The sequence below is a fragment of the Planococcus antarcticus DSM 14505 genome (assembly GCF_001687565.2).
Classification (GTDB): domain Bacteria; phylum Bacillota; class Bacilli; order Bacillales_A; family Planococcaceae; genus Planococcus; species Planococcus antarcticus.
In genome coordinates, this window is record NZ_CP016534.2 from 2,379,672 (window position 1) to 2,400,086 (window position 20,415).

Annotated in this window: 21 protein-coding genes; all 21 read right to left on the reverse strand. The window is 44.8% G+C overall.

Features of this window, described 5'->3' with window-relative positions; translation table 11 throughout:
- Nucleotides 1-10: 10 nt before the first annotated feature.
- Nucleotides 11-1,171: an ADP-forming succinate--CoA ligase subunit beta gene (gene sucC / locus BBH88_RS11920; RefSeq protein WP_006828264.1), complete on the reverse strand. Its 1,161-nt coding sequence runs from the start codon at nucleotides 1,169-1,171 to the stop codon at nucleotides 11-13.
- A gap of 112 nt (nucleotides 1,172-1,283) precedes the next feature.
- Complete coding sequence (locus tag BBH88_RS11925) at nucleotides 1,284-2,063, reverse strand: ribonuclease HII (RefSeq protein WP_006828265.1); 780 nt, start codon at nucleotides 2,061-2,063, stop codon at nucleotides 1,284-1,286.
- 215 nt (nucleotides 2,064-2,278) lie between these two features.
- Entirely contained in the window at nucleotides 2,279-3,148 is an 870-nt protein-coding gene (ylqF, locus tag BBH88_RS11930; protein ID WP_065536759.1) for a ribosome biogenesis GTPase YlqF, read from the reverse strand.
- Between the two features lie 11 nt (nucleotides 3,149-3,159).
- Entirely contained in the window at nucleotides 3,160-3,717 is a 558-nt protein-coding gene (gene lepB / locus BBH88_RS11935; protein WP_006828267.1) for a signal peptidase I, read from the reverse strand.
- Between the two features lie 99 nt (nucleotides 3,718-3,816).
- Entirely contained in the window at nucleotides 3,817-4,161 is a 345-nt protein-coding gene (rplS, locus tag BBH88_RS11940) for a 50S ribosomal protein L19 (RefSeq protein WP_006828268.1), read from the reverse strand.
- Between the two features lie 138 nt (nucleotides 4,162-4,299).
- Entirely contained in the window at nucleotides 4,300-5,025 is a 726-nt protein-coding gene (gene trmD / locus BBH88_RS11945; RefSeq protein WP_006828269.1) for a tRNA (guanosine(37)-N1)-methyltransferase TrmD, read from the reverse strand.
- Complete coding sequence (rimM, locus tag BBH88_RS11950) at nucleotides 5,025-5,540, reverse strand: ribosome maturation factor RimM (protein WP_006828270.1); 516 nt, start codon at nucleotides 5,538-5,540, stop codon at nucleotides 5,025-5,027. The genes trmD and rimM overlap by 1 nt, the downstream gene beginning before the upstream one ends.
- Nucleotides 5,541-5,607: 67 nt before the next feature.
- On the reverse strand, nucleotides 5,608-5,841 hold the full coding sequence (locus tag BBH88_RS11955) for a KH domain-containing protein (protein ID WP_006828271.1): 234 nt from the start codon (nucleotides 5,839-5,841) through the stop codon (nucleotides 5,608-5,610).
- Between the two features lie 13 nt (nucleotides 5,842-5,854).
- Entirely contained in the window at nucleotides 5,855-6,127 is a 273-nt protein-coding gene (gene rpsP / locus BBH88_RS11960) for a 30S ribosomal protein S16 (RefSeq protein ID WP_006828272.1), read from the reverse strand.
- A gap of 93 nt (nucleotides 6,128-6,220) precedes the next feature.
- Nucleotides 6,221-7,579 carry a signal recognition particle protein gene (gene ffh, locus BBH88_RS11965; protein WP_006828273.1) on the reverse strand — a complete coding sequence of 453 codons (1,359 nt, stop codon included), beginning with the start codon at nucleotides 7,577-7,579 and terminating at the stop codon, nucleotides 6,221-6,223.
- A 12-nt stretch (nucleotides 7,580-7,591) separates the two neighbouring features.
- Nucleotides 7,592-7,915 carry a putative DNA-binding protein gene (locus BBH88_RS11970; protein ID WP_006828274.1) on the reverse strand — a complete coding sequence of 108 codons (324 nt, stop codon included), beginning with the start codon at nucleotides 7,913-7,915 and terminating at the stop codon, nucleotides 7,592-7,594.
- 67 nt (nucleotides 7,916-7,982) lie between these two features.
- Nucleotides 7,983-8,999 (reverse strand): signal recognition particle-docking protein FtsY, encoded by a 1,017-nt coding sequence (gene ftsY, locus BBH88_RS19245; RefSeq protein WP_006828275.1) that lies wholly within the window; start codon nucleotides 8,997-8,999, stop codon nucleotides 7,983-7,985.
- 15 nt (nucleotides 9,000-9,014) lie between these two features.
- A complete protein-coding gene (smc, locus tag BBH88_RS11980; protein WP_065536758.1) occupies nucleotides 9,015-12,563 on the reverse strand; it encodes a chromosome segregation protein SMC in 3,549 nt (1,182 codons plus the stop codon).
- Between the two features lie 2 nt (nucleotides 12,564-12,565).
- On the reverse strand, nucleotides 12,566-13,321 hold the full coding sequence (rnc, locus tag BBH88_RS11985) for a ribonuclease III (RefSeq protein WP_065536757.1): 756 nt from the start codon (nucleotides 13,319-13,321) through the stop codon (nucleotides 12,566-12,568).
- 539 nt (nucleotides 13,322-13,860) lie between these two features.
- Nucleotides 13,861-14,097, reverse strand: a complete 237-nt coding sequence (locus BBH88_RS11990; RefSeq protein ID WP_006828278.1) for an acyl carrier protein — start codon at nucleotides 14,095-14,097, stop codon at nucleotides 13,861-13,863.
- 40 nt (nucleotides 14,098-14,137) lie between these two features.
- Nucleotides 14,138-14,884, reverse strand: a complete 747-nt coding sequence (gene fabG, locus BBH88_RS11995) for a 3-oxoacyl-[acyl-carrier-protein] reductase (protein WP_006828279.1) — start codon at nucleotides 14,882-14,884, stop codon at nucleotides 14,138-14,140.
- Nucleotides 14,881-15,819 (reverse strand): ACP S-malonyltransferase, encoded by a 939-nt coding sequence (fabD, locus tag BBH88_RS12000; RefSeq protein WP_006828280.1) that lies wholly within the window; start codon nucleotides 15,817-15,819, stop codon nucleotides 14,881-14,883. The genes fabG and fabD overlap by 4 nt, the downstream gene beginning before the upstream one ends.
- Nucleotides 15,809-16,807 (reverse strand): phosphate acyltransferase PlsX, encoded by a 999-nt coding sequence (gene plsX / locus BBH88_RS12005; RefSeq protein WP_006828281.1) that lies wholly within the window; start codon nucleotides 16,805-16,807, stop codon nucleotides 15,809-15,811. The genes fabD and plsX overlap by 11 nt, the downstream gene beginning before the upstream one ends.
- Nucleotides 16,804-17,388 carry a transcription factor FapR gene (gene fapR, locus BBH88_RS12010; RefSeq protein ID WP_006828282.1) on the reverse strand — a complete coding sequence of 195 codons (585 nt, stop codon included), beginning with the start codon at nucleotides 17,386-17,388 and terminating at the stop codon, nucleotides 16,804-16,806. Before fapR ends, plsX begins: the two co-directional genes overlap by 4 nt.
- A 90-nt stretch (nucleotides 17,389-17,478) precedes the next feature.
- Complete coding sequence (gene recG, locus BBH88_RS12015) at nucleotides 17,479-19,521, reverse strand: ATP-dependent DNA helicase RecG (protein ID WP_006828283.1); 2,043 nt, start codon at nucleotides 19,519-19,521, stop codon at nucleotides 17,479-17,481.
- Entirely contained in the window at nucleotides 19,511-20,410 is a 900-nt protein-coding gene (sdaAA, locus tag BBH88_RS12020) for an L-serine ammonia-lyase, iron-sulfur-dependent, subunit alpha (protein ID WP_006828284.1), read from the reverse strand. The genes recG and sdaAA overlap by 11 nt, the downstream gene beginning before the upstream one ends.
- Nucleotides 20,411-20,415: the final 5 nt, after the last annotated feature.

Genomic DNA, 20,415 nt, shown 5'->3' on the forward strand with positions numbered 1-20,415 from the left:
CTGCCCTTCTTTAGCCTACAAGTTCTACGATCTGTTTAGCGCCATCTGCCATTGTTCCAGCAGCTACGATATTAAGACCTGATTCATTAAGCAGTTTTTTACCGATTTCTACATTTGTTCCTTCAAGACGGACTACAAGCGGTACATCTAAGCTTACTTCTTTCGCAGCTTGGATGACGCCTTCCGCAATGATGTCACACTTCATGATACCGCCGAAAATGTTAACGAAAATTCCTTTTACATTCTTATCAGAAAGAATGATTTTGAAAGCTTCCGTTACTTTTTCAGCGGTCGCACCGCCCCCAACGTCAAGGAAGTTAGCGGGTGTTCCGCCGTAGTAGTTGATCGTATCCATTGTTGCCATAGCAAGTCCGGCGCCGTTAACCATACAGCCGATGTTCCCATCCAAAGAAATATAGCTCAAGTCATACTTGGAAGCTTCAATTTCTTTTGCATCCTCTTCGTCGAAATCACGAAGTTCCACAATGTCTTTGTGGCGGTAAAGAGCGTTTTCATCGAAATCGAATTTCGCATCAAGTGCTAAAATATTGCCGTCGCCAGTTTCAACTAACGGGTTGATTTCAACGATTGACGCATCTTTTTCGATGAATACAGTGTATAGGCCAAGCATGAATTTCGCTGCTTTGTTGACAAGCTTCGGCGGAATGTTCATGTTGAAAGCCATGCGGCGTGCCTGAAAACCGGTCAAACCGATCACTGGATCGATAATTTCTTTGAAGATTTTTTCAGGAGTATTCTCAGAAACTTCCTCGATATCGACTCCGCCTTCTTCAGAACCCATAAGAGTGACACGTGAAGTTTGGCGATCAAGCACCAATCCAACATAGTATTCTTTCTTAATGTCAGATCCTTCTTCGATTAAAAGACGTTTAATTTCTTTGCCTTCTGGGCCTGTCTGATGAGTCACAAGAACTTTACCTAAAAGTTCTTTTGCGTATGTACGGACTTCATCCAGGTTTTTAGCGATTTTAACACCGCCAGCTTTGCCTCGTCCACCTGCGTGGATTTGTGCTTTTACCACGACAATATCCGTACTCAGTTCTTTAGCTGCCTTTACTGCTTCTTCCGGAGAAAAAGCAACTGTGCCGTAAGAAACTGCTACGCCGTATTGTCTGAGGAGTTCTTTTCCTTGATATTCATGGATATTCATCTGTCATCCTCCAATCAAACATCTCTATCGTAATTTTATTACCTTTACCATTGTATTAAAGTTGTCATAAAATGTCCACCGTTGTTAGCTGTTCCGACAAAACTTCATCCGTTTAAAACAGTGAATTTTTCGTCAAAATAGATTTGATTGGTTCGAACGTCGTTCGGTGAATTTTACAAGGTCCGTGCTTTCCAAGTGCCGCGACATGTTCTTTCGTTCCATAACCAGCGTGCTTCTCAAAACCATATTGTGGATATTGAACTGCGTAGTCAGCCATAAGGGCATCTCTTCCCGTCTTAGCTAAAATAGAAGCCGCCGCAATACTCAAGCTCTTAGCATCGCCTTTAATGATGGACTGACATGGCATTGGCAGCTCCAGCATCATGGCATCAGCCAGCACGACAACCGGCTTCGGAGACAGCGCCAGAGCCGCTTCGGTCATGGAGCTTCTTGTCGCCTGATAGATATTAATCCGATCAATTTCCTCGGGCGGCTGGACATGGACTGCATAGCTGACAGCAATTCTCTTGATAATTTCTGCAAACTGATCACGTTTAGCTCTACTTAATTGCTTGGAATCGTCCAATCCGATTAGACTAGAACAATCTTCTGGTAGGATTACTGCGGCGGTAACGACAGGACCCGCGAGCGGCCCTCTGCCTGCTTCGTCAATTCCTGCCACAAAATCGGAATTCAACTTTCTGTACAGATCGTCGAATTGCAGTTTTAAGTTGTGATTTTCTAGCAACTTTTTCCGCTGCACTTGTTTTCGTTGCCAAGATGCCAATAAAACTTGAACACTTTTTCGCGAATCATCTGTGAGCTCATCCATCCACGGCTGCCATTCCGTTACTCCATTCAATTTCTCTTTTATTTCAGTTGTCGTTTGCATTTCTTCAACTTCTTTCTTTACTGATTTCTTTTAAAAAAGGATTGTCTATTGCGGTGCTATGTATCAGCAATGATTTTATTAACAGGACTCTCCAATTGGCGCAGTAGTCTTTACTGGAATCAGAGAGGTTGATAACGGGTTGATTCGCTTTCCATCATATCAAAAAAGCCATTCCCCGAAATCGAGGAACAGCTGGTTATCTGATAGGGGGACCTTCACCCCTCTTCTTCTTCAATCATTTCGTCTCTGTAATCAAACGTCACTTTACCCAGATGCTGGTTCCGAATATCCCGAACAATCACTTCAGCAGTTGTTTCATAGTCGATTTCGCCATGCTGGTCAAAACAACGACGCTTTTTGCCGATATGATCGAAAGTATTGACGATTTCTTCGTCAACATGGTCAATACCGTATCTCTCCATCATACGTTCTGGGTAGCGCTCTTCCAAAAACTTCAGGGAATAAATGGCGAGCTCTTGCATTTGAATGACCGAATCTTTAATTGCTCCCGTGACGGCTAATTTTAATCCAGTTTCCGGGTCTTCAAACTTCGGCCATAAAATACCTGGTGTATCCAATAGCTCAATTTCTTTTCCGACTTTGATCCATTGCTGCGCCTTTGTGACACCTGGCATATTTCCAGTTTTGGCCAAGCTCTTTTTCGATAAGCGGTTGATAAGCGTTGATTTCCCAACGTTCGGGATTCCGACTATCATGGCGCGAATGGCACGGGGTTTGATGCCTTTGGCAATCATCCGGTCCCATTTATCTTCTAGTATTTCTTTTGATGCTTTCGTCACCAGCTGCAGCCCTCTGCCTTCAAGCGAATTTATGGCTACTGCTCGGCTACCTTGATCTTCAAAATAACGAATCCACTTTTTCGTTTCACCTTCATCTGCCATGTCCATTTTATTTAAAATAATGAGACGCGGTTTTTGCTGAATCACTTGATCGATCATCGGATTTCGTGAGGATAAAGGTAGCCTGGCGTCAACAAGTTCAAAAATAATATCCACCAATTTCAGCTTTTCGGTAACTTGTCTTCGCGCTTTCGCCATGTGTCCAGGAAACCATTGTATCGTCATAAAACCACTCCTTATTTTACAATTCCCGCTTCAGGCAAAGGCCAAAAAACGAAACTTGTGTCCCCGATTACTTCCTCGGTCGAGACCAACCCGATATGGCGGCTGTCTTTGCTTGCACGGCGATTATCACCCATTACAAACATAGAGCCTTCGGGTATAATGCTTTCGCCGGTAACATCTTCCAAAACAAAATCTTCTGTCAGCGTACCGGTGATTCCTTGCTTATAAATATCCAGATAAGGCTCTTCTACTGCTTCTCCATTTATATATAACTGGTCGTCTTCATAGGCTACGTAATCACCTGGCAAACCAATTATGCGCTTAATATAATCTTTTTCCTCCGGCGCATGAAAAACGATGATGTCAAAACGGTCGGGCTCCCCAACTGAATAGCCGATTTTGTTGACGATCATTCGGTCTCCATGCTCCAGTGTCGGCATCATTGACTCTCCATCTACGACAATCGGTGTGAATAAAAAGAAACGGATAATTGCTGCCAAACCGAAGGCGATCAACAAAGCTTTGGACCATTCCCACATTTCATTCTTCTTCTTCACTTCAGTTTCCACGCGTGTTCCTCCCCATGCTTACTAGCTTAATTGTACAAGGAATCAAAGTTTTTAGCAAAAAGAAAGAGGGCGCAAGCGCCCTCTTTCATTGATGCAATCTTATCGAATTTCTTTGATACGAGCTGCTTTACCGCGTAGGTCACGCAAGTAATACAATTTCGCACGACGTACTTTACCACGACGAGTAACTTCAAGCTGTGCAATTTTTGGCGTGTGTACAGGGAATGTACGTTCAACACCAACACCGTAAGAAATTTTGCGAACAGTGAATGATTCACTGATTCCGCCTCCGCGACGGCTGATAACGACTCCTTCGTATACCTGAACACGTTCGCGCGTGCCCTCGACAACTTTAACGTGGACGCGGACAGTGTCTCCAGGACGGAACGTTGGAAGATCCGTACGAAGCTGTTCTTTAGTGATTTCTGTAATAATGTTTTGCATTATCTTTTCTCTCCTTCTACAGATGCTCTTACACCCAAATAAACTGTTGCAGCGGAACATCGTGATCCTGTACTTCACATAAAAGTACAGTATCCATAATACCATTGATCAGTTGTGCGTGCAAGGGCAACCTGAATTCTATTGTTGTTCTTTCAATTGATCAATTGTTTTTTTCTGGTTGTCGTTCAAGTCGATTTTATCAAGCAGATCCGGCCGACGCTCAAGCGTACGTTTCAAGGTCTGTTCTTCGCGCCATTGGTCAACTTTCCCGTGATTGCCGGAAGTCAAGACGTCCGGAACTTTCCAGCCCCTGAAATCAGCTGGACGCGTGTATTGTGGGTGTTCTAGGAGTCCTGTTGAGAATGAGTCACGAACCGGCGAGTCGGCGTTGCCAAGCACCCCTGGAAGCAGCCTGACGACACTGTCAATGACCGTCATCGCTGCCAGCTCTCCGCCGGTCAACACAAAATCGCCAATGGAGATCTCATCTGTCACCAAGTGCTCGCGTATCCGTTCATCATAGCCTTCATAATGGCCACAGATAAACACCAATTCCTGCTCAGCTGCCAGCTCTTCCGCTTTTTGCTGCGTAAAACGCTCGCCTTGAGGACACATTAAGATGATGCGCGGCTTACTGTTTTGCATCAAGCTTTCTACGGCATTGAAAATTGGTTCCGGCTTTAGCACCATTCCGGCGCCTCCGCCAAATGGATAATCATCCACCTGCCGCTTATTGTCCGCGAATTCACGGATATCCACGACATTAAGACTGACGGCATCTTTTTCCTGAGCTTTTTTCATAATCGAATGCTGAAATACACCTTCAAACATGGGTGGAAACAGCGATAGGACATTTATGTTCATCAAGACAACAAACCTTCCATCACTTCGATAATCACTTTCTTTTCATCGATATCAATTTCTTTGACAATATCTTCGATATACGGGATGTAATGCTTTTTTCCAGTTTTCGGCGTAACTTCCCAGACATCGTTTGCTCCAGTCTCCAAAATTTCACTGATCGTCCCGAGTTCCTGACCTTCAGTCGAAAAGACTCTACATCCAAGAATTTCATGGTGGTAAAACGCGTTATCCTCTAGTTCCGTCAAGTCATGTTCTGCAATCTTCAGATAAGACTCTTTGAGTGGTTCCACATCATTAATGTTCGGGTAGCCTTCAAAAGTCACCAATTCAAAATTCTTATGCTGGCGATGGCTGGCGATTTTTACCATGACCGGCTTTTTTGCATCCGGTGTGAAAAGGCCAAGCTTCGTACCTACCGCAAATCGTTCATCCGGAAAGTCGGTACGCGACAAGACGCGCACTTCACCGCGGATTCCGTGGGTGTTGACAATTTTCCCTACATTAAACCATTGCACAAGCTAACATCCTTCCACTGCTATTTTTCTGAAAAAAAAAGAAGGAACCTGGGCTCCTTCTTTCTTCTTAATCCACAATATCGAGGTAAGTTTTCTTCTTATGATAACTGCCTGCTGCTGAGTACACAATTGAACGGACAGCTTTCGCTACACGTCCCTGTTTCCCGATTACTTTCCCTGTATCCTCAGGATGCACAGAAAGCTTGTAGACAATTCGGCTTGCGTTTTCGTCGATATCGACACGAACTTCTTCCGGATAATCAACCAACGGTTTCACAATGGTCTCAATCAGCTGCTTCATAAGAAAATCTCCCTTACTTGTTTAGTTTTTCGTTATGGAATTTCTCCATAATGCCTTTTTGAGAAAACAAGTTGCGTACTGTGTCAGATGGTTTTGCACCATCATGAAGCCATTTCAACACTAGATCTTCGTCGATTTTAACTTCAGCTGGAACTGTCAGTGGGTTGTAAGTACCTACTGTCTGGATTTGACGGCCGTCGCGTGGAGCACGTGAGTCAGCTACTACAATACGGTAAAAAGGAGATTTTTTAGCTCCCATACGTTTCAAGCGAATTTTTACTGCCATTTCTTAAAGCACCTCCGAATAGTTTCACACAAGATATTATATTAGCAAGCTTTAAATAGTTTGTAAAGTATTTTTTCTTAACACCTTAAAATTTTACTTAAAAAGTGAGTCTAGGCCTGGCATTCCCATTTTCTTTTTGCCTTTTTTTGTGTTCATGCCAGTCATTTGCTTCATCATTTTCTTCATGTCTTCAAACTGTTTCAAGAGTCGGTTAACATCTTGAATGGTTGTTCCTGAACCTTTGGCAATCCGTTTTTTTCGGTTCGCATTGATGATTTCAGGCGTAGTTTTCTCTTTTTTTGTCATGGAATAGATGATGGCTTCTACGCGATCCATTTGCCCCTCATCTACTTTTGCGTTTTCAAGACCTTTAATTTTATTAGCACCTGGGAGCATTTTCAGAATTTCATCCAGTGGTCCCATCTGTTTGACCTGCGTCATCTGTTCAAGAAAGTCATCGAAAGTAAAAGATGAGGTTCTGAACTTCTCTTCTAGTTCTTTCGCTTTTTCTTCATCAACATTTGATTGCGCTTTTTCGATCAACGAGAGCATATCACCCATGCCAAGGATTCTTGACGCCATGCGCTCTGGGTGAAAAGCTTCAAGTGCATCTAGCTTTTCGCCCATCCCGACAAATTTAATCGGTTTTTGGGTGACCGTTCGGATGGACAGTGCCGCACCACCTCGCGTATCGCCATCAAGCTTCGTCAGCACGACGCCTGTGATGCCGATTGCTTCATCGAAGTTCTGAGCTACGTTGACAGCATCCTGACCGGTCATGGAATCAACCACAAGGAAGATCTCATCTGGCTCTTTGAGAGCTCGAATATCCTTCAATTCCTGCATCAAGGCTTCATCAACGTGCAAGCGACCTGCCGTATCGATGATAACCGTATCCAAATGCTCGGTTTTTGCATGCTCAATCGCCTGGCGTGCAATTTCCACTGGAGACATATCTGTTCCTTTGGAAAAAACCGGCAGGGACAGCTGCTTGCCAATTGTTTCAAGCTGCTGGATAGCTGCCGGACGATACACATCGGCCGCTACCAATAACGGCTTGCGGTTATGTTTTCTGCGCAACAGGTTGGCAAGTTTCCCAGAAGTGGTCGTTTTACCAGCGCCTTGCAGACCGACCATCATGATAACAGTCGGCTGCTTTGTTGAAAACTCTATTTTTCTTTCTTCGCCGCCCATCAATTCAGTCAGCTCATCTTTGACGATTTTAACGACCTGTTGGCCCGGTGTCAGACTATCCATAACATCCTGGCCGATTGCCCGTTCGCTGACTTTCTTAACGAATTCCTTGACGACTTTTAAGTTGACATCCGCTTCGATTAAGGCGAACCGAACTTCGCGCATCATTTCCTTAACGTCTGCTTCATTGATTTTCCCTTTGCCCTTGATCTTTGTCATAGTGCCTTGCAGGCGTTCGGACAATCCTTCAAATGCCATTCTTTCCGCCTCCTAGTCCCATTCCTTCAGTTCGCCCAAAAATTGCTGGACGCGCTCTTCTGTGAATGGCTGTTTTTCAAATGACGAAACCAGTTGCTGCCGTTTCTGAAATTTCTCAAAAAGCTGCAATTTGCGTTCATATTCTTCTAGCATCGCTTCCGTCCGACGGATATTGTCATAAACTGCCTGGCGGGTGATGTTGTATTCTTCGGCAATTTCACCTAGTGAATGGTCATCTAAATAATACAGCATCATGTAGCTCCGCTGCTTAGGTGTCAGTAGCTCCTGATAGAAATCGAACAAATAGTTCATTCGTGTTGTTTTTTCTAGTCCCATCATCGATGCTCACCCCGCTCATTCTATTGCTTAGATTACTGAAAATTGATAAAGCTGTCAAGTAATTTTACTTGTCTACCTCAGCATCTTCTAGTTGCTGTTCTTTGTCCAATCCTTCTGCAAATAAACCATAGACGTATTTTTGCGCGTCGAAAGGCTGCAAATCATCCAATTTTTCACCTAATCCCACATATTTAACAGGAATCTTCAGCTTATTTCGGATGGCTAAAACGATTCCGCCTTTCGCCGTCCCATCAAGTTTCGTTAGAACAATACCTGTAACATCCGTAACTTCTTTAAAAGTCTGTGCCTGAAGCATGGCATTTTGACCAGTTGTGGCATCAAGAGCCAATAACACTTCGTGAGGCGCTCCTGGAATTTCACGTGAAATAACGCGGTGAACTTTCTGCAGTTCATTCATCAAATTGACTTTGTTTTGCAGACGTCCTGCCGTATCACAGATTAGCACGTCTACTCCACGGGATTTAGCTGAACGCACAGCGTCGTACATGACTGCCGCTGGATCAGAACCTTCGCTTTGCTTGATGACGTCAACACCGACGCGCTTGCCCCAGACATCCAATTGTTCGATTGCACCTGCGCGGAATGTATCACCGGCAGCTAGCATAACGGTTTTCCCTTCGTTCTTGAAGCGGTGAGCCAATTTTCCGATGGTCGTTGTTTTGCCGACACCATTAACGCCGACCATTAAAATAACTGTCAATCCGTCAACAAAATTGATTTCATTCATTTCTGCTTCGCCTGCCTGATATATATCCACCAGTTTTTCTGAAATGACAGATTGGACGTTGGAAGTGTCCTTGACATTTTTCCGCTGAACCTCAAAGCGTAATTCATCCATCAATTCAATGACAGTTTCAAAGCCGACATCCGCCTGCAACAGGATTTCTTCCAATTCTTCGAAAAAGTCTTCGTCAACTTTGCGATATTTCGCCACCAAATCGTTAATCTTAGACGTAAAACCGGTACGAGTTTTGGTTAATCCCTCTTTGTATTTTTCAGTTGATTCTTCAGCCTCGGCGTTTCCGGCAAATTTATCTTTTAATTTTTTAAAGAAACTCACGTGACCACTCCTCTTTTACATTTTTTCTTCCAGTTTGACCGAGACCAATTTTGAAATCCCTGACTCCTGCATGGTAATTCCGTACAGGACATCCGCGCCTTCCATCGTTCCTTTGCGGTGCGTGATGACGATAAATTGGGTATCTTCACTGAACTTCTTCAGGTATTGACTGTAACGTACGACATTCGATTCATCAAGCGCCGCCTCGACTTCGTCAAGTACACAGAAAGGCACAGGGCGCACATTCAGAATCGCGAACAATAAAGCAATAGCGGTTAGTGCGCGTTCTCCTCCTGACAAAAGACTCAAGTTCTGCAGCTTTTTACCAGGCGGCTGGGCGATAATTTCCACACCAGTCCGCAGCATATCCTGTGGATCGGTCAACACTAGGTCAGCAGAGCCTCCGCCAAACAGTTCTTTGAAAACACGCTGGAATTGCGTACGGATGGCATGAAAGGTGTCATCGAAACGGCTGGTCATTTCTCCATCCATTTCCCGGATCAATGTCCGCAATGTTTCTTTTGCTTCGTTCAAATCATTGCGTTGCTCTGTTAAAAAGCCATGGCGATCGGAGACATGATCGAACTCCTCGATAGCTCCGATGTGTACTGGTCCCAATTCCTCGATAGACTGCTTCAGCAACTTGACTTTTCTACGGACGGCCGCTTCCTCGTCGACCATATCAAACTGCTTGGCCTGTTCGAGTGTCAACTGGTAGTTGGTTTCGAGCTGTGTGATTAAGCTTTGGATTTGGACTTCCAAACGCGTCGTTTTGACTTCGCAGATCCGAATCGCTTCAACATACCCTTTATAGATGCGCTGCTGCTCTTTTAGGTCTTCTTCCAGACCATTCAAACCGGCCTGCTGCTCTGCACGTTGTTCTTTGGTTTGGTCGACTGTTTGCAACATTTGCACTTTTTTCGTTGACCAGGACTGGATTTCCTGAAGAATTTCCTCGTCTGAATAGACTTTCGCTGCTTCCTCTGATTGAATCCACTGCAATTCTTTTTGATGCTCCTGCAGCTTGCGATTGCTTTTCTCCAAGCGTTCGAAAAGTTCGTCTTCACTGGCAGTCAATTGAATAACGCGTTCTTTTGTGACGGCATACTGAGACTTCTGTTCCGCCAACTTCTCCAAGACCTGATCACGGGCCGATTCGTTTTGCTGCTTGAATAAGGTCAGTTCGTCGATTTTCACCGTAATGGCACGCAATTCCTCAACGATGCTTTCAAGCCGTGTAGAGGCCGTTTCTTTCCTCCCGGTGATTGCCGTTAAATCATATGCCTTGTTCTTCTGTTCGGCTTCGAAAAGCTGGAAACGCTCTGAAGTGGTCTTTAACACCGCTTCGATTTCACGAAGGATAATGGAGTTTTCTGCTTCCATACCCCGGTATTTTTCACCTTCGGTCCACAGGGTCTGGATGGATTCTCCAGTTGCTTTGACATCTACTTGTTCTTTCTGAACTGTTTTTTCAGCATTTAGGATTGTATCTTTTAACTCTTCCGCTTGAACAAGCAATTGTTCAAGTTCAGCTTTTCGTGAAAAGAAAGAAGCTTGCGTTTTATTGGCGCCACCGGTCATCGACCCACCTGCATTGACGATATCACCTTCAAGCGTTACGACACGGAATCGGTTTCCTGTTGCTTTAGCGATCGACGTCGCGCCTTTCAGATCCTCAGCGACAATGACGTTGCCAAGCAGATTTTCTATGATCATCGCATATTGAGGGTCGTAATTGACCAGTTCAAAAGCCATATTGATATAGGAGGGGTGCTGACTCAAGGTGGCCAAAGTATGCTCCGGAATTTTCCTTGACTTCATGACAGTCATCGGCAGAAAAGTAGAACGGCCGGCTCTTTTTTTGCGCAGAAAATCGATTGCTTCCCGGGCATGCTGTTCATTCTCCGTTACGATGTGCTGGCTAGAAGCACCTAAAGCCGTTTCTATCGCTTTTGTGTAATTTTTCTCCACCTTTGCAATTTCAGCTACTGCTCCTCTAATTCCTGCTAATTGACCTGTTTCACGCGCCATCAATACGTCACGAACACCTTGGAAAAACCCTGAAAAATCAGCTTCCAGTTCCTGCAAAGTGTCGACGCGCGCTGCCAATTGCTTTTGCGACTGGTACGCCTGAAACAGCATGGATTGTTTCTGGTCGAAAGCCTGTTTTTGCAGCTGGTAGGATGATTCGTTGTCTTTATACTGCTGGCGCTTGTCGTCCAGCAGTATACGAATTTCCCGAACATTCTTTTCCGCCTGCACTTTTTCCTTTTCCAGCTTCAACAATTCTTCTGTGAAATCTGTCCGCTGCGACGCAATGCGCCCAGTTGACTCCGACAATTGCAGTGCTTGCAAGTCAATATTCTTCAGTTCATTTTTGACCGTCGCCTGCTCGTTCATCAAATCGATATAAACCGACTTGCAGTTTTCGATTTCATTTTCGATATCGGCTGGTGTCCGGTTGAGTTGCTCTTCCAGTTTTTTAATGTCTGTCCGAATCGTCTGCTGCTCAGCTTTACGTTCTTCCAGCAAAGCAAGCTGCTCGCTGTGCTTTTTCTTCAAAAAATTGTTTTCAAGCTGTTCTGCATCGAGATTATCCTGCAGCTGCTGTGCTTGGCGGTGAGCATTACTCTTTTTCTCAGACATCAGCAATTTGCGCCCCTGCCATTTCTCTGTCTCGGCACTGGCTTCCACCAGAGCATTCTGCGCTTGGTCTATTTTATTGTCCAAACCAGCCAGAGTCTTGCGTATGCTGCCTACTGCATGATCCTTCTTATTGATTTCTGCCGATAATTGCTGTTCCTTTTCTGAATGAGCCAAAGCATCAAGGGTCAGCTGATCCAGCTCTTTCTCCAAGTTTTCTGCATCATATGCTAATAAAGCGATATCTGCATCTTTCAGCTGTTCGTTCATATCTAAATAATCCCGCGCTGTGGAAGCCTGAATTTGAAGCGGCTCCATCCGGCCATCCAATTCGTGAAGGATATCCAGCACACGGTTCAGATTTTCATCGGTTTCATTTAATTTTATTTCGGCTTTTTTCTTGCGCTGTTTGTATTTCAAGACACCGGCAGCTTCTTCGAAAATCGACCGGCGCTCTTCGGCTTTCGAATTCAGAATCTCATCCACACGCCCCTGCGAAATGATGGAAAAGGCTTCTTTACCGAGCCCAGAATCCATAAACAGATCTGTAATGTCCTTCAACCGACAATTTTGCTTGTTCAATAAATAAGCGCTTTCGCCACTGCGAAAAACCCTTCTTGTTACGCTGACTTCGCTGTAATCAAGAGGGACACGGCCATCTGTATTGTCCAAAATTATTGTGACTTCCGCAAAATTAAGCGGTTTCCTGGAATCACTACCGGCAAAAATAACATCTTCCATTTTAGCACCGCGCAGTGATTTTGCTGATTGTTCTCCAAGCACCCAGCGTATGGCATCGGTGACGTTGCTTTTGCCGCTGCCGTTTGGTCCGACAACAGCTGTTACTCCAGGCACAAAGTCAATGCCGATTCGATCGGCAAAAGATTTGAACCCCATGACTTCCAATCTTTTCAAAAACATTGTTACTCCTCCGCTGCTTCCTGCAATTTACGGATTGCCAGCTGAGCTGCCTGCTGTTCCGCCTCTTTTTTTGAACGGCCATTGCCGACTCCTAGTTCCTTATCAGCAAGGGTCACACGGGTCACAAATACACGGCTATGCGCCGGACCAATTTCATCAATAATTTCATAATTCAATGCTCCAGTGTTTTTCTGTTGGATCAATTCCTGCAATTGGCTCTTATAATCCATCACATGCGAAAAAGCACCGATTTCCACTTTTGGAAACAACACCATTTCCAAAAATGTGACAACAGGCTCCAGGCCTTGGTCGAGGTAGAGAGCACCGATATAGGATTCGAACACATCAGCCAATAGAGCTGGTCGTGTTCTTCCGCCCGTCAGTTCTTCTCCTTTGCCCAACAGGATGTATTTGCCGAAACCAAGTTCATTGGCAAATAAAACCAGCGAAGGTTCACAAACAATTGCTGCACGCAATTTCGTCAACTCACCTTCACTCATTTCAGGATATTTCATGTACAGGTAATGCGAAACAGACAATTCCAATACCGCGTCCCCCAGAAATTCCAAACGTTCATTGTCGGTAAATTGTTTTCTTCGATGCTCATTCACATAAGATGAATGTGTAAAAGCTTGATACAACAATGCAGGCTTGTTAAATGAAACATTTAGCTCTTTTTGCAGTTGTTCAAATGCCGCTTTGGCGCTTTCTTTTACGACGCTCTGCTTTTGATAATTCGGTTTTTTATTTATTGCCATTTTTATCTGCCTTTCTTTGTGTACTTCTATTAATTTTACCCTTTTTTTAGCTATTGTGCAAAAAGACAATTGACGCACAGCTGCTTAGTATAACAGCAATTGTGCGTCAATGGGTGTTTAAGTATGGGTGTTTAGCAGAAGGGTCTAGATGGGCGCTTCCGCTTTTCTTGGTGTCCAGCTTTAGCGATCAGACCCTCGAGATCATAAGTCACTCCAGCTGTCTAGTTGCAAGCGCCTAACTCTTTGGGTCATAAGGCAACTCAGCTGTGTGGCAAAGAACGCCACTTCGCTGAGTTGCCTTATGCCTGCCAGAGCTGAACAGGCACTTTCACTTTTCTTTCTATGCGGCAAAGTACGCCGCTTCGCCAGTGCGTCTTATGCCCGTCGAATCTAGATGGGCGCTTCCGCTTTTCTTGCTGTCTAGCTCTAGCGCCCAGATTCTAGGGTCATAAGCCACTCCGGCTGTGCGGCAAAGTACGCCGCTTCGCCAGTGCGTCTTATGCCCGTCGAATCTAGATGGGCGCTTCCGCTTTTCTTGCTTAAGCTTGTTTCTTTTCGATATACGTTACTGCGTCGCCTACTGTAGCCATGTTCTCAGCGTCTTCGTCAGAAATTTCCATATCGAACTCATCTTCAAGTTCCATAACAAGTTCCACAACGTCCAATGAATCTGCACCTAGGTCACCGGTAAATGAAGCTTCAAGTTTCACTTCGCTTTCTTCTACACCTAGACGATCCACGATTACTTTAGTTACTCTATCCAATACTGTTGACAATGTCGTCACCTCCCCTCAATTCAGTATGCAAAAATCTTTCTTACATGACCATGCCACCATCAAGATGAAGCGTTTGGCCTGTCATGTATGATGCATCATCAGAAGCCAAAAAAAGTGCCGCTTTGGCGACGTCTTCAGGAGCTCCGAAACGACCAAGTGGAATTTGTCCCATCATGGATTTTTGAACATCTTCTGTCAATTGATCCGTCATATCCGTCGTAATAAATCCAGGAGCTACCGCGTTTGCCGTAATTCCACGGCTCGCTAATTCACGCGCTGTCGTTTTGGTCAAGCCGATTACGCCAGCTTTTGAAGCAACATAATTTGCTTGGCCGGCATTGCCCATAACTCCGACGATTGATGCGATGTTGACGATTCGTCCAGCACGTTGTTTCATCATTTGGCGAGTTACCGCTTTTGTACAGATAAAAACACCTTTTAAGTTGATGTTGATTACGTCATCCCATTCATCATCTTTCATACGCATCATTAGATTATCCCGTGTAATTCCCGCATTGTTCACCAAAATATCAACCGAACCGAAAGTTTTCATTGTTTCATCGACCATCGCTTTGACCGCTTCAGCATCCGAAACATTCGCCTTGACTGCAATCGCTTCGCCACCATTTGCCTGGATGTCTGCAACAACCGCTTCCGCTTTTTCTTGGCTACCGCTATAATTGACAACCACTTTGGCACCGTCAGCTGCAAATTTCCGAGCTATTTCTGCTCCAATTCCGCGTGATGCACCTGTAATAATGGCTGTTTTCCCTGCAAGTTTACTCATTTCGCCAACTCCTCTACCGCTTTTTCAAATGACTCCAGGTCATAGACCGGCAAAGTTTTAACTGAGCGGTCAATCTTTTTAACCAGGCCACTCAATACTTTCCCTGGACCGATTTCGATAAACACAGTGACACCCAGATCAATCATTTCACGAACGGACTGTTCCCACAGAACCGGTGAATACAACTGGCGAACGAGAAGGTCCTGAATTTGAGTAGCATTGGTTTCTGCTTTCGCCGTGACATTTGAAACCACTGGCACTTTGGCATCTAACAAGAAAGAAACACTTAATTCTTTCGCTAGGTCTTGTGACGCCGGGCGCATCAATTCCGAATGGAAAGGGCCGCTGACATCGAGTGGGATGGCACGTTTAGCGCCACGCTCTTTGGCTAATAAACAAGCCTGCTCTACTCCCGCTTTCGTACCAGAAATCACAATTTGTCCTGGACAGTTTAAATTAGCTAGTTGAACGATACCTGTCGTGTCCATTACTTCATTGGTCACTTTTTCGAGTTCATCGCTCTCCATGCCGAGAATTGCTGCCATTGTTCCTTCTCCCGCCGGAAAAGCGGTATTCATAAATAAACCACGCTTATGTACAATGTTAACCGCCGTTGGGAATTCTAACACATTTGACGTTACAAGTGCACTATACTCACCAAGGCTGTGACCGGCTGTATAATCGGGTCTAATGCCTGCACGAATCAACCGTTCCGTAATCATAGAACTGACAGTCAATAAAGCCGGTTGAGCATGATAAGTCAATGTCAACTCTTCCTGGGGTCCTTCAAGCATCAGTTTAGATAATTCTAAATTGAGAGCAAGGTCTGCACTTTCAAAGAAATTGCGGCTCGTGTCGTCTTCTAAAAAACTTTCACCCATTCCGACTGTCTGCGAGCCTTGACCTGGATAAATAAATGCAATCTTAGTCTTCATGTTGTGTCTCCTTTTTCAGCGTACTATAAATTGTTCCTGTTACATCATATTCGACCATCGTCCGTGTTTGGCGTATGGCATTAAATAGAGCCGTCGCATTTGACGAACCGTGCGCTTTAATGACAGGCGCTTTCAAGCCGAACAGCCCAGCTCCGCCGTATTCACTGTAATCCAACATACCTTTGAGACCCTTGATATTATCTTTGACCAGAAAAGCCGCAACTTTCGTTTTGGCAGAGGTCATGAAAACTTCTTTAATCATCGCAAAAACATTCATGGCTGTGCCTTCAATCGTCTTCAATACCATATTTCCGGTAAAACCGTCGGTCACGACCACATCGGCTACACCGTTCAGCAAATCACGTGATTCTACATTACCGATAAAATTGATTGGGGCTTCTTTCAATAACGGGAAAGCTGCTTTTGTTAAATCATTGCCTTTTTTCTCTTCAGTTCCGATGTTCAGCAACCCAACTGTCGGGTCTTGAATACCGCGGACTTTTTCAGCATAAATGCTCCCCATAATGGCGTATTGAACAAGATGTTCCGGACGGGCTTCCGCATTGGCGCCCATATCCAGCATAACGAAGCCTTTTCCGTCAATAGTCGGCAAAGTTGGTGCTAATGCTGGACGATCCACACCGTCGATGCGGCCAACGATAAACAGACCCGCTGACATCAGCGCTCCTGTATTACCTGCAGAAACACACGCATCAGCGTCGCCATCTTTTACGGCTTGCGCCATGCGGACCATGGAAGCGTCCTTTTTCCGTTTGACTGATCTGACCGGATCATCTTCTGATTCGATAACTTCCTCACAATGGACGATTGTTAAGCGATCATGTTCCTTGAGAAATTCCTGCATTTTTTCCTGATGACCAAAAAGTTGGATTTCTACATCAGCAAATTCGTCTAACGCTTTATAGACACCTGTGATAATTTCCTTTGGGGCGTTGTCTCCACCCATCGCGTCTACTGCTATTTTCATATTACGTCACCTTCACTTTGTTCTGTCATGCGGTACATTTCAAATGTGCCGATAAAAACCGTCTGTTGTTCGACAGAAGAAACCACTTTTACAAACGCCCTGTTTTTTTCAGGATGGCTGTTGATTACTTCCGCTTTTGCAACAATACGCTGGCCAGCTGTTACCGGACGCAAAAACTGCAGCTCCGATTTCACGGTCAATGCTAGTTCTTCGTTCATTACTGCAACTGCCAGAGAATTGGCTTGTGCGAATAAATGATGGCCTCTGGCAATCTGATTTCGCTGAAAAACATGTTCTGGTTTTACATCAAAAATCGAAATTGCTCTTTTGTCCAGTTCAATATCAATAATCTCTCCGATGACTTCATCGATCGGCAAAGATTTCACTTCATCTTCGAAGGTCTTCACGGCTACATGTTTAATGCGTTCCCGCAGTTCCGGAATGGCAAGTTCCATCCGATCTAACCGGATGGTTTGTACGCTAACGTCAAATTCAACCGACAGTTCTTCATCCGTCACAAAAGGATTGTCTTTGATAGAGTCTTTTAACGCCTGTTGCCGCTGTTTTTTCGATCTTTTCACTATGTCACCGCCCGCTATTAGCACTTGGTACTAATATGAGTATATAAATAACAAAAAAAGAATGCAAGGAAAATCATGATCCCTGCATTCTCAATCTAGCCGGCCACCGGATAGTACACCCGACTGTTCTATTTGCTGACGCAAGCAATGCATATCATCTGCATGCCAGAAATCATCGCTGCCGATCAGTTTCTCAGCGTCTTTTCTAGCCGTCTCTAGCGCTCGGTAATCATGGATCAGATCGGCCATTTTAAATTCTGGAATCCCGCTTTGCTTTCGGCCGAAAAAGTCACCCGGACCTCTTAGCTGCAAATCTTTTTCTGCCAGTACAAAGCCATCATTAGTTTCAGTCATTGTCGCCATGCGCTCTTTGCCGATTTCCGTTTTCGGATCTGCCAGCAAAATGCAATACGACTGTTCGCTGCCTCGGCCAACACGCCCTCGTAATTGGTGCAGTTGAGATAAACCGAAACGCTCAGCGTCATAAATAAGCATGAACGACGCATTCGGCACATTGACACCAACTTCTACAACAGTCGTTGATACGAGGACAGCGATTTGACCTTCTGTAAACTGGCGCATTGTCTGTTCTTTTTCATCTGAATGCAAGCGTCCATGCATCAATCCGACTGTAAACCGGTCTTTGAAATACATCGTCAACTGTTGAAACAAATCGACTGCATTTTGAAAATCAAGTTTATCTGACTCTTCAATCAGCGGACAGATAACGTAAGCTTGCCGTCCTGCAGACAGCTCTTTTTCCATACGTCCAACAATTTTACTGAACATTTCTTTTTTCATCCAGTACGTTTCAATTTCTTTGCGACCAGCAGGCATCTCGTCAATGATGGATACGTCCATTTCCCCAAAAGCAGAAATCGCTAAAGTCCGTGGAATGGGTGTAGCTGTCATGAACAAGACATCCGGATTATACCCCTTGTCTTTTAAAACACGTCGCTGGTCTACACCAAATCGATGTTGTTCGTCCGTAATGACCAGCCCCAGCTTGTGGAATCGCACTTCAGGTTGGATCAAGGCATGAGTACCAATTAAAAGATCGATTTCTCCAGCTGCCAGTTGCTGCAAGATCAATTGGCGCTTTTTCCCTTTAACTGAACCGGTCAATAATGCGATGTTCAACGAAAACGGACGAAGCCACTGTTCTAACGTATTGGCATGCTGTTCCGCCAAAATTTCAGTAGGTGCCATTAACGCCCCTTGTAGCCCTGCTGTATGGGCTGCATATAAAGCAATAGCCGCTACGACTGTTTTGCCTGAACCAACGTCCCCTTGCAGGAGACGATTCATACGGAATGGTTCTTTCATATCTTTGCAAATTTCATTAACCACTCGTTTTTGCGCAGCCGTCAAATTGAAAGGCAGTGATTCGATAAATGTCTTCAAGCGTTCCAGATCATAATCGATAAAAGAGCCGCCTTCTTCCTCGCGATTCTTTTTACGTAGGGCTTGCATCTTTAATTGAAAGACCAATAATTCTTCGTAAACAAACCGTCTGCGCGCTTGCTTAACTTTTTCACCGTCCGGAGGAAAATGAACCCATTCTAAAGCATCTTGAATAGGCGGCAATTGATAAGCATCAACGAGCACTTTCGGCAAACAATCTTCAATTTCTTCTTTCACTAAATCTAACGCTTGTCTCATCAGCTTGCGAAATGTCTTTTGATGGATACTGCCTTTCAAGCTGTAGACCGGTTCAAAATCTGCTCCATTTGTCCTTGGACCGATGGTATGGCTTGATACCGTAATTACTTGGCGGCCCCGATCCCATTTACCAGTTAATGTAATGATTTCCCCCAAATGTAATTTAGCTTTTACGTAAGGCTGATTAAAAAAAATAGCTTTAATCAAATGACGACCAACCAACACGCGTACTTGAGTACGGGATTTATTTTTACCTAAGAAAAGGAGGGAAGGCTCGCTTTCGACCCTTCCCTCCACGGTAACACGTTCATTATGAGGCGTATCTGTCAGATCTTTCAATTGAAAATCTTCATGGCGATACGGAAATGTCATGATCAGGTCATGTATGGTTTCAATTCTCATTTCCTGCAAGGTTTCGGTCGCTTGTTTGCCCACCCCTTTTAATGTGGCGACTGACTCTTTACTGCCCACTGCCAACAACCGCTCCGCCGAAAATTTTGGACTCTAGCCATTTTCCAGTAGGCGTTGCGGCAAGTCCGCCTTTGGCAGTTTCTCTTAACGCACTCGGCATGGATTGGCCGATTTCAAACATCGCACCGATGACTTCATCACACGGAATGCGGCTAGTAACACCAGCTAACGCCATATCTGCAGCAACTACTGCATTGGCCGCTCCCATCGCATTACGCTTAACACATGGCACTTCTACTAATCCCGCCACTGGATCGCAGACCAGACCAAGCATATTTTTCATTGTGATTGCGAATGCTTCCGAACTTTGCTGAGGTGTACCGCCAGCCATTTCAATAATAGCCGCTGACGCCATTCCAGCAGCTGACCCAACTTCTGCTTGACAACCACCAGCCGCACCTGAAATTGATGCGTTATTCGCCACAACAAAGCCAAAAGCCCCTGCTGTGAATAAATAACGGATCATTTGCTCCCGTGTAGGATTTAATTTATTTTGCACAGCAAAAAGCGTACCCGGTACAACGCCCGCAGATCCTGCTGTCGGTGTTGCACAGATGGTACCCATCGCAGCATTAACTTCATTGGTCGCGACCGCTTTGCTGACTGCGTCAATCAACAAATCTCCGGAAAGTGTATTGCCTTTTTCACGATAAGCCTGCAACAATACAGCATCTCCGCCTGTCAAGCCGGAAACCGAATGAACGCCTTTCAGTCCTTTTTCCACCGCTTCTTCCATGACCGTTAAATTGCGGTCCATCTGAATCATAATATCTTCACGTGAGCGGTCCGTCATAAGTATTTCCTGTTCAATCATGATTTCAGAAATCAGTTTCTGCTCGTTTTCAGCCCGTTCAACCAATTCTCTAACATTGCGGAATAAAGCTTCCATCGTTA

What these genes read in the sequence shown, in the direction of transcription:
- sucC (WP_006828264.1), bottom strand. Translation starts at nt 1,171, where the DNA reads ATGAATATCCATGAATATCAAGGAAAAGAACTCCTCAGACAATACGGC.
- BBH88_RS11925 (WP_006828265.1), bottom strand. Translation starts at nt 2,063, where the DNA reads ATGCAAACGACAACTGAAATAAAAGAGAAATTGAATGGAGTAACGGAA.
- ylqF (WP_065536759.1), bottom strand. Translation starts at nt 3,148, where the DNA reads ATGACGATACAATGGTTTCCTGGACACATGGCGAAAGCGCGAAGACAA.
- rplS (WP_006828268.1), bottom strand. Translation starts at nt 4,161, where the DNA reads ATGCAAAACATTATTACAGAAATCACTAAAGAACAGCTTCGTACGGAT.
- trmD (WP_006828269.1), bottom strand. Translation starts at nt 5,025, where the DNA reads ATGAACATAAATGTCCTATCGCTGTTTCCACCCATGTTTGAAGGTGTA.
- BBH88_RS11955 (WP_006828271.1), bottom strand. Translation starts at nt 5,841, where the DNA reads ATGAAGCAGCTGATTGAGACCATTGTGAAACCGTTGGTTGATTATCCG.
- rpsP (WP_006828272.1), bottom strand. Translation starts at nt 6,127, where the DNA reads ATGGCAGTAAAAATTCGCTTGAAACGTATGGGAGCTAAAAAATCTCCT.
- ffh (WP_006828273.1), bottom strand. Translation starts at nt 7,579, where the DNA reads ATGGCATTTGAAGGATTGTCCGAACGCCTGCAAGGCACTATGACAAAG.
- BBH88_RS11970 (WP_006828274.1), bottom strand. Translation starts at nt 7,915, where the DNA reads ATGGGACTAGAAAAAACAACACGAATGAACTATTTGTTCGATTTCTAT.
- smc (WP_065536758.1), bottom strand. Translation starts at nt 12,563, where the DNA reads ATGTTTTTGAAAAGATTGGAAGTCATGGGGTTCAAATCTTTTGCCGAT.
- rnc (WP_065536757.1), bottom strand. Translation starts at nt 13,321, where the DNA reads ATGGCAATAAATAAAAAACCGAATTATCAAAAGCAGAGCGTCGTAAAA.
- fabG (WP_006828279.1), bottom strand. Translation starts at nt 14,884, where the DNA reads ATGAGTAAACTTGCAGGGAAAACAGCCATTATTACAGGTGCATCACGC.
- fabD (WP_006828280.1), bottom strand. Translation starts at nt 15,819, where the DNA reads ATGAAGACTAAGATTGCATTTATTTATCCAGGTCAAGGCTCGCAGACA.
- plsX (WP_006828281.1), bottom strand. Translation starts at nt 16,807, where the DNA reads ATGAAAATAGCAGTAGACGCGATGGGTGGAGACAACGCCCCAAAGGAA.
- sdaAA (WP_006828284.1), bottom strand. Translation starts at nt 20,410, where the DNA reads ATGGAAGCTTTATTCCGCAATGTTAGAGAATTGGTTGAACGGGCTGAA.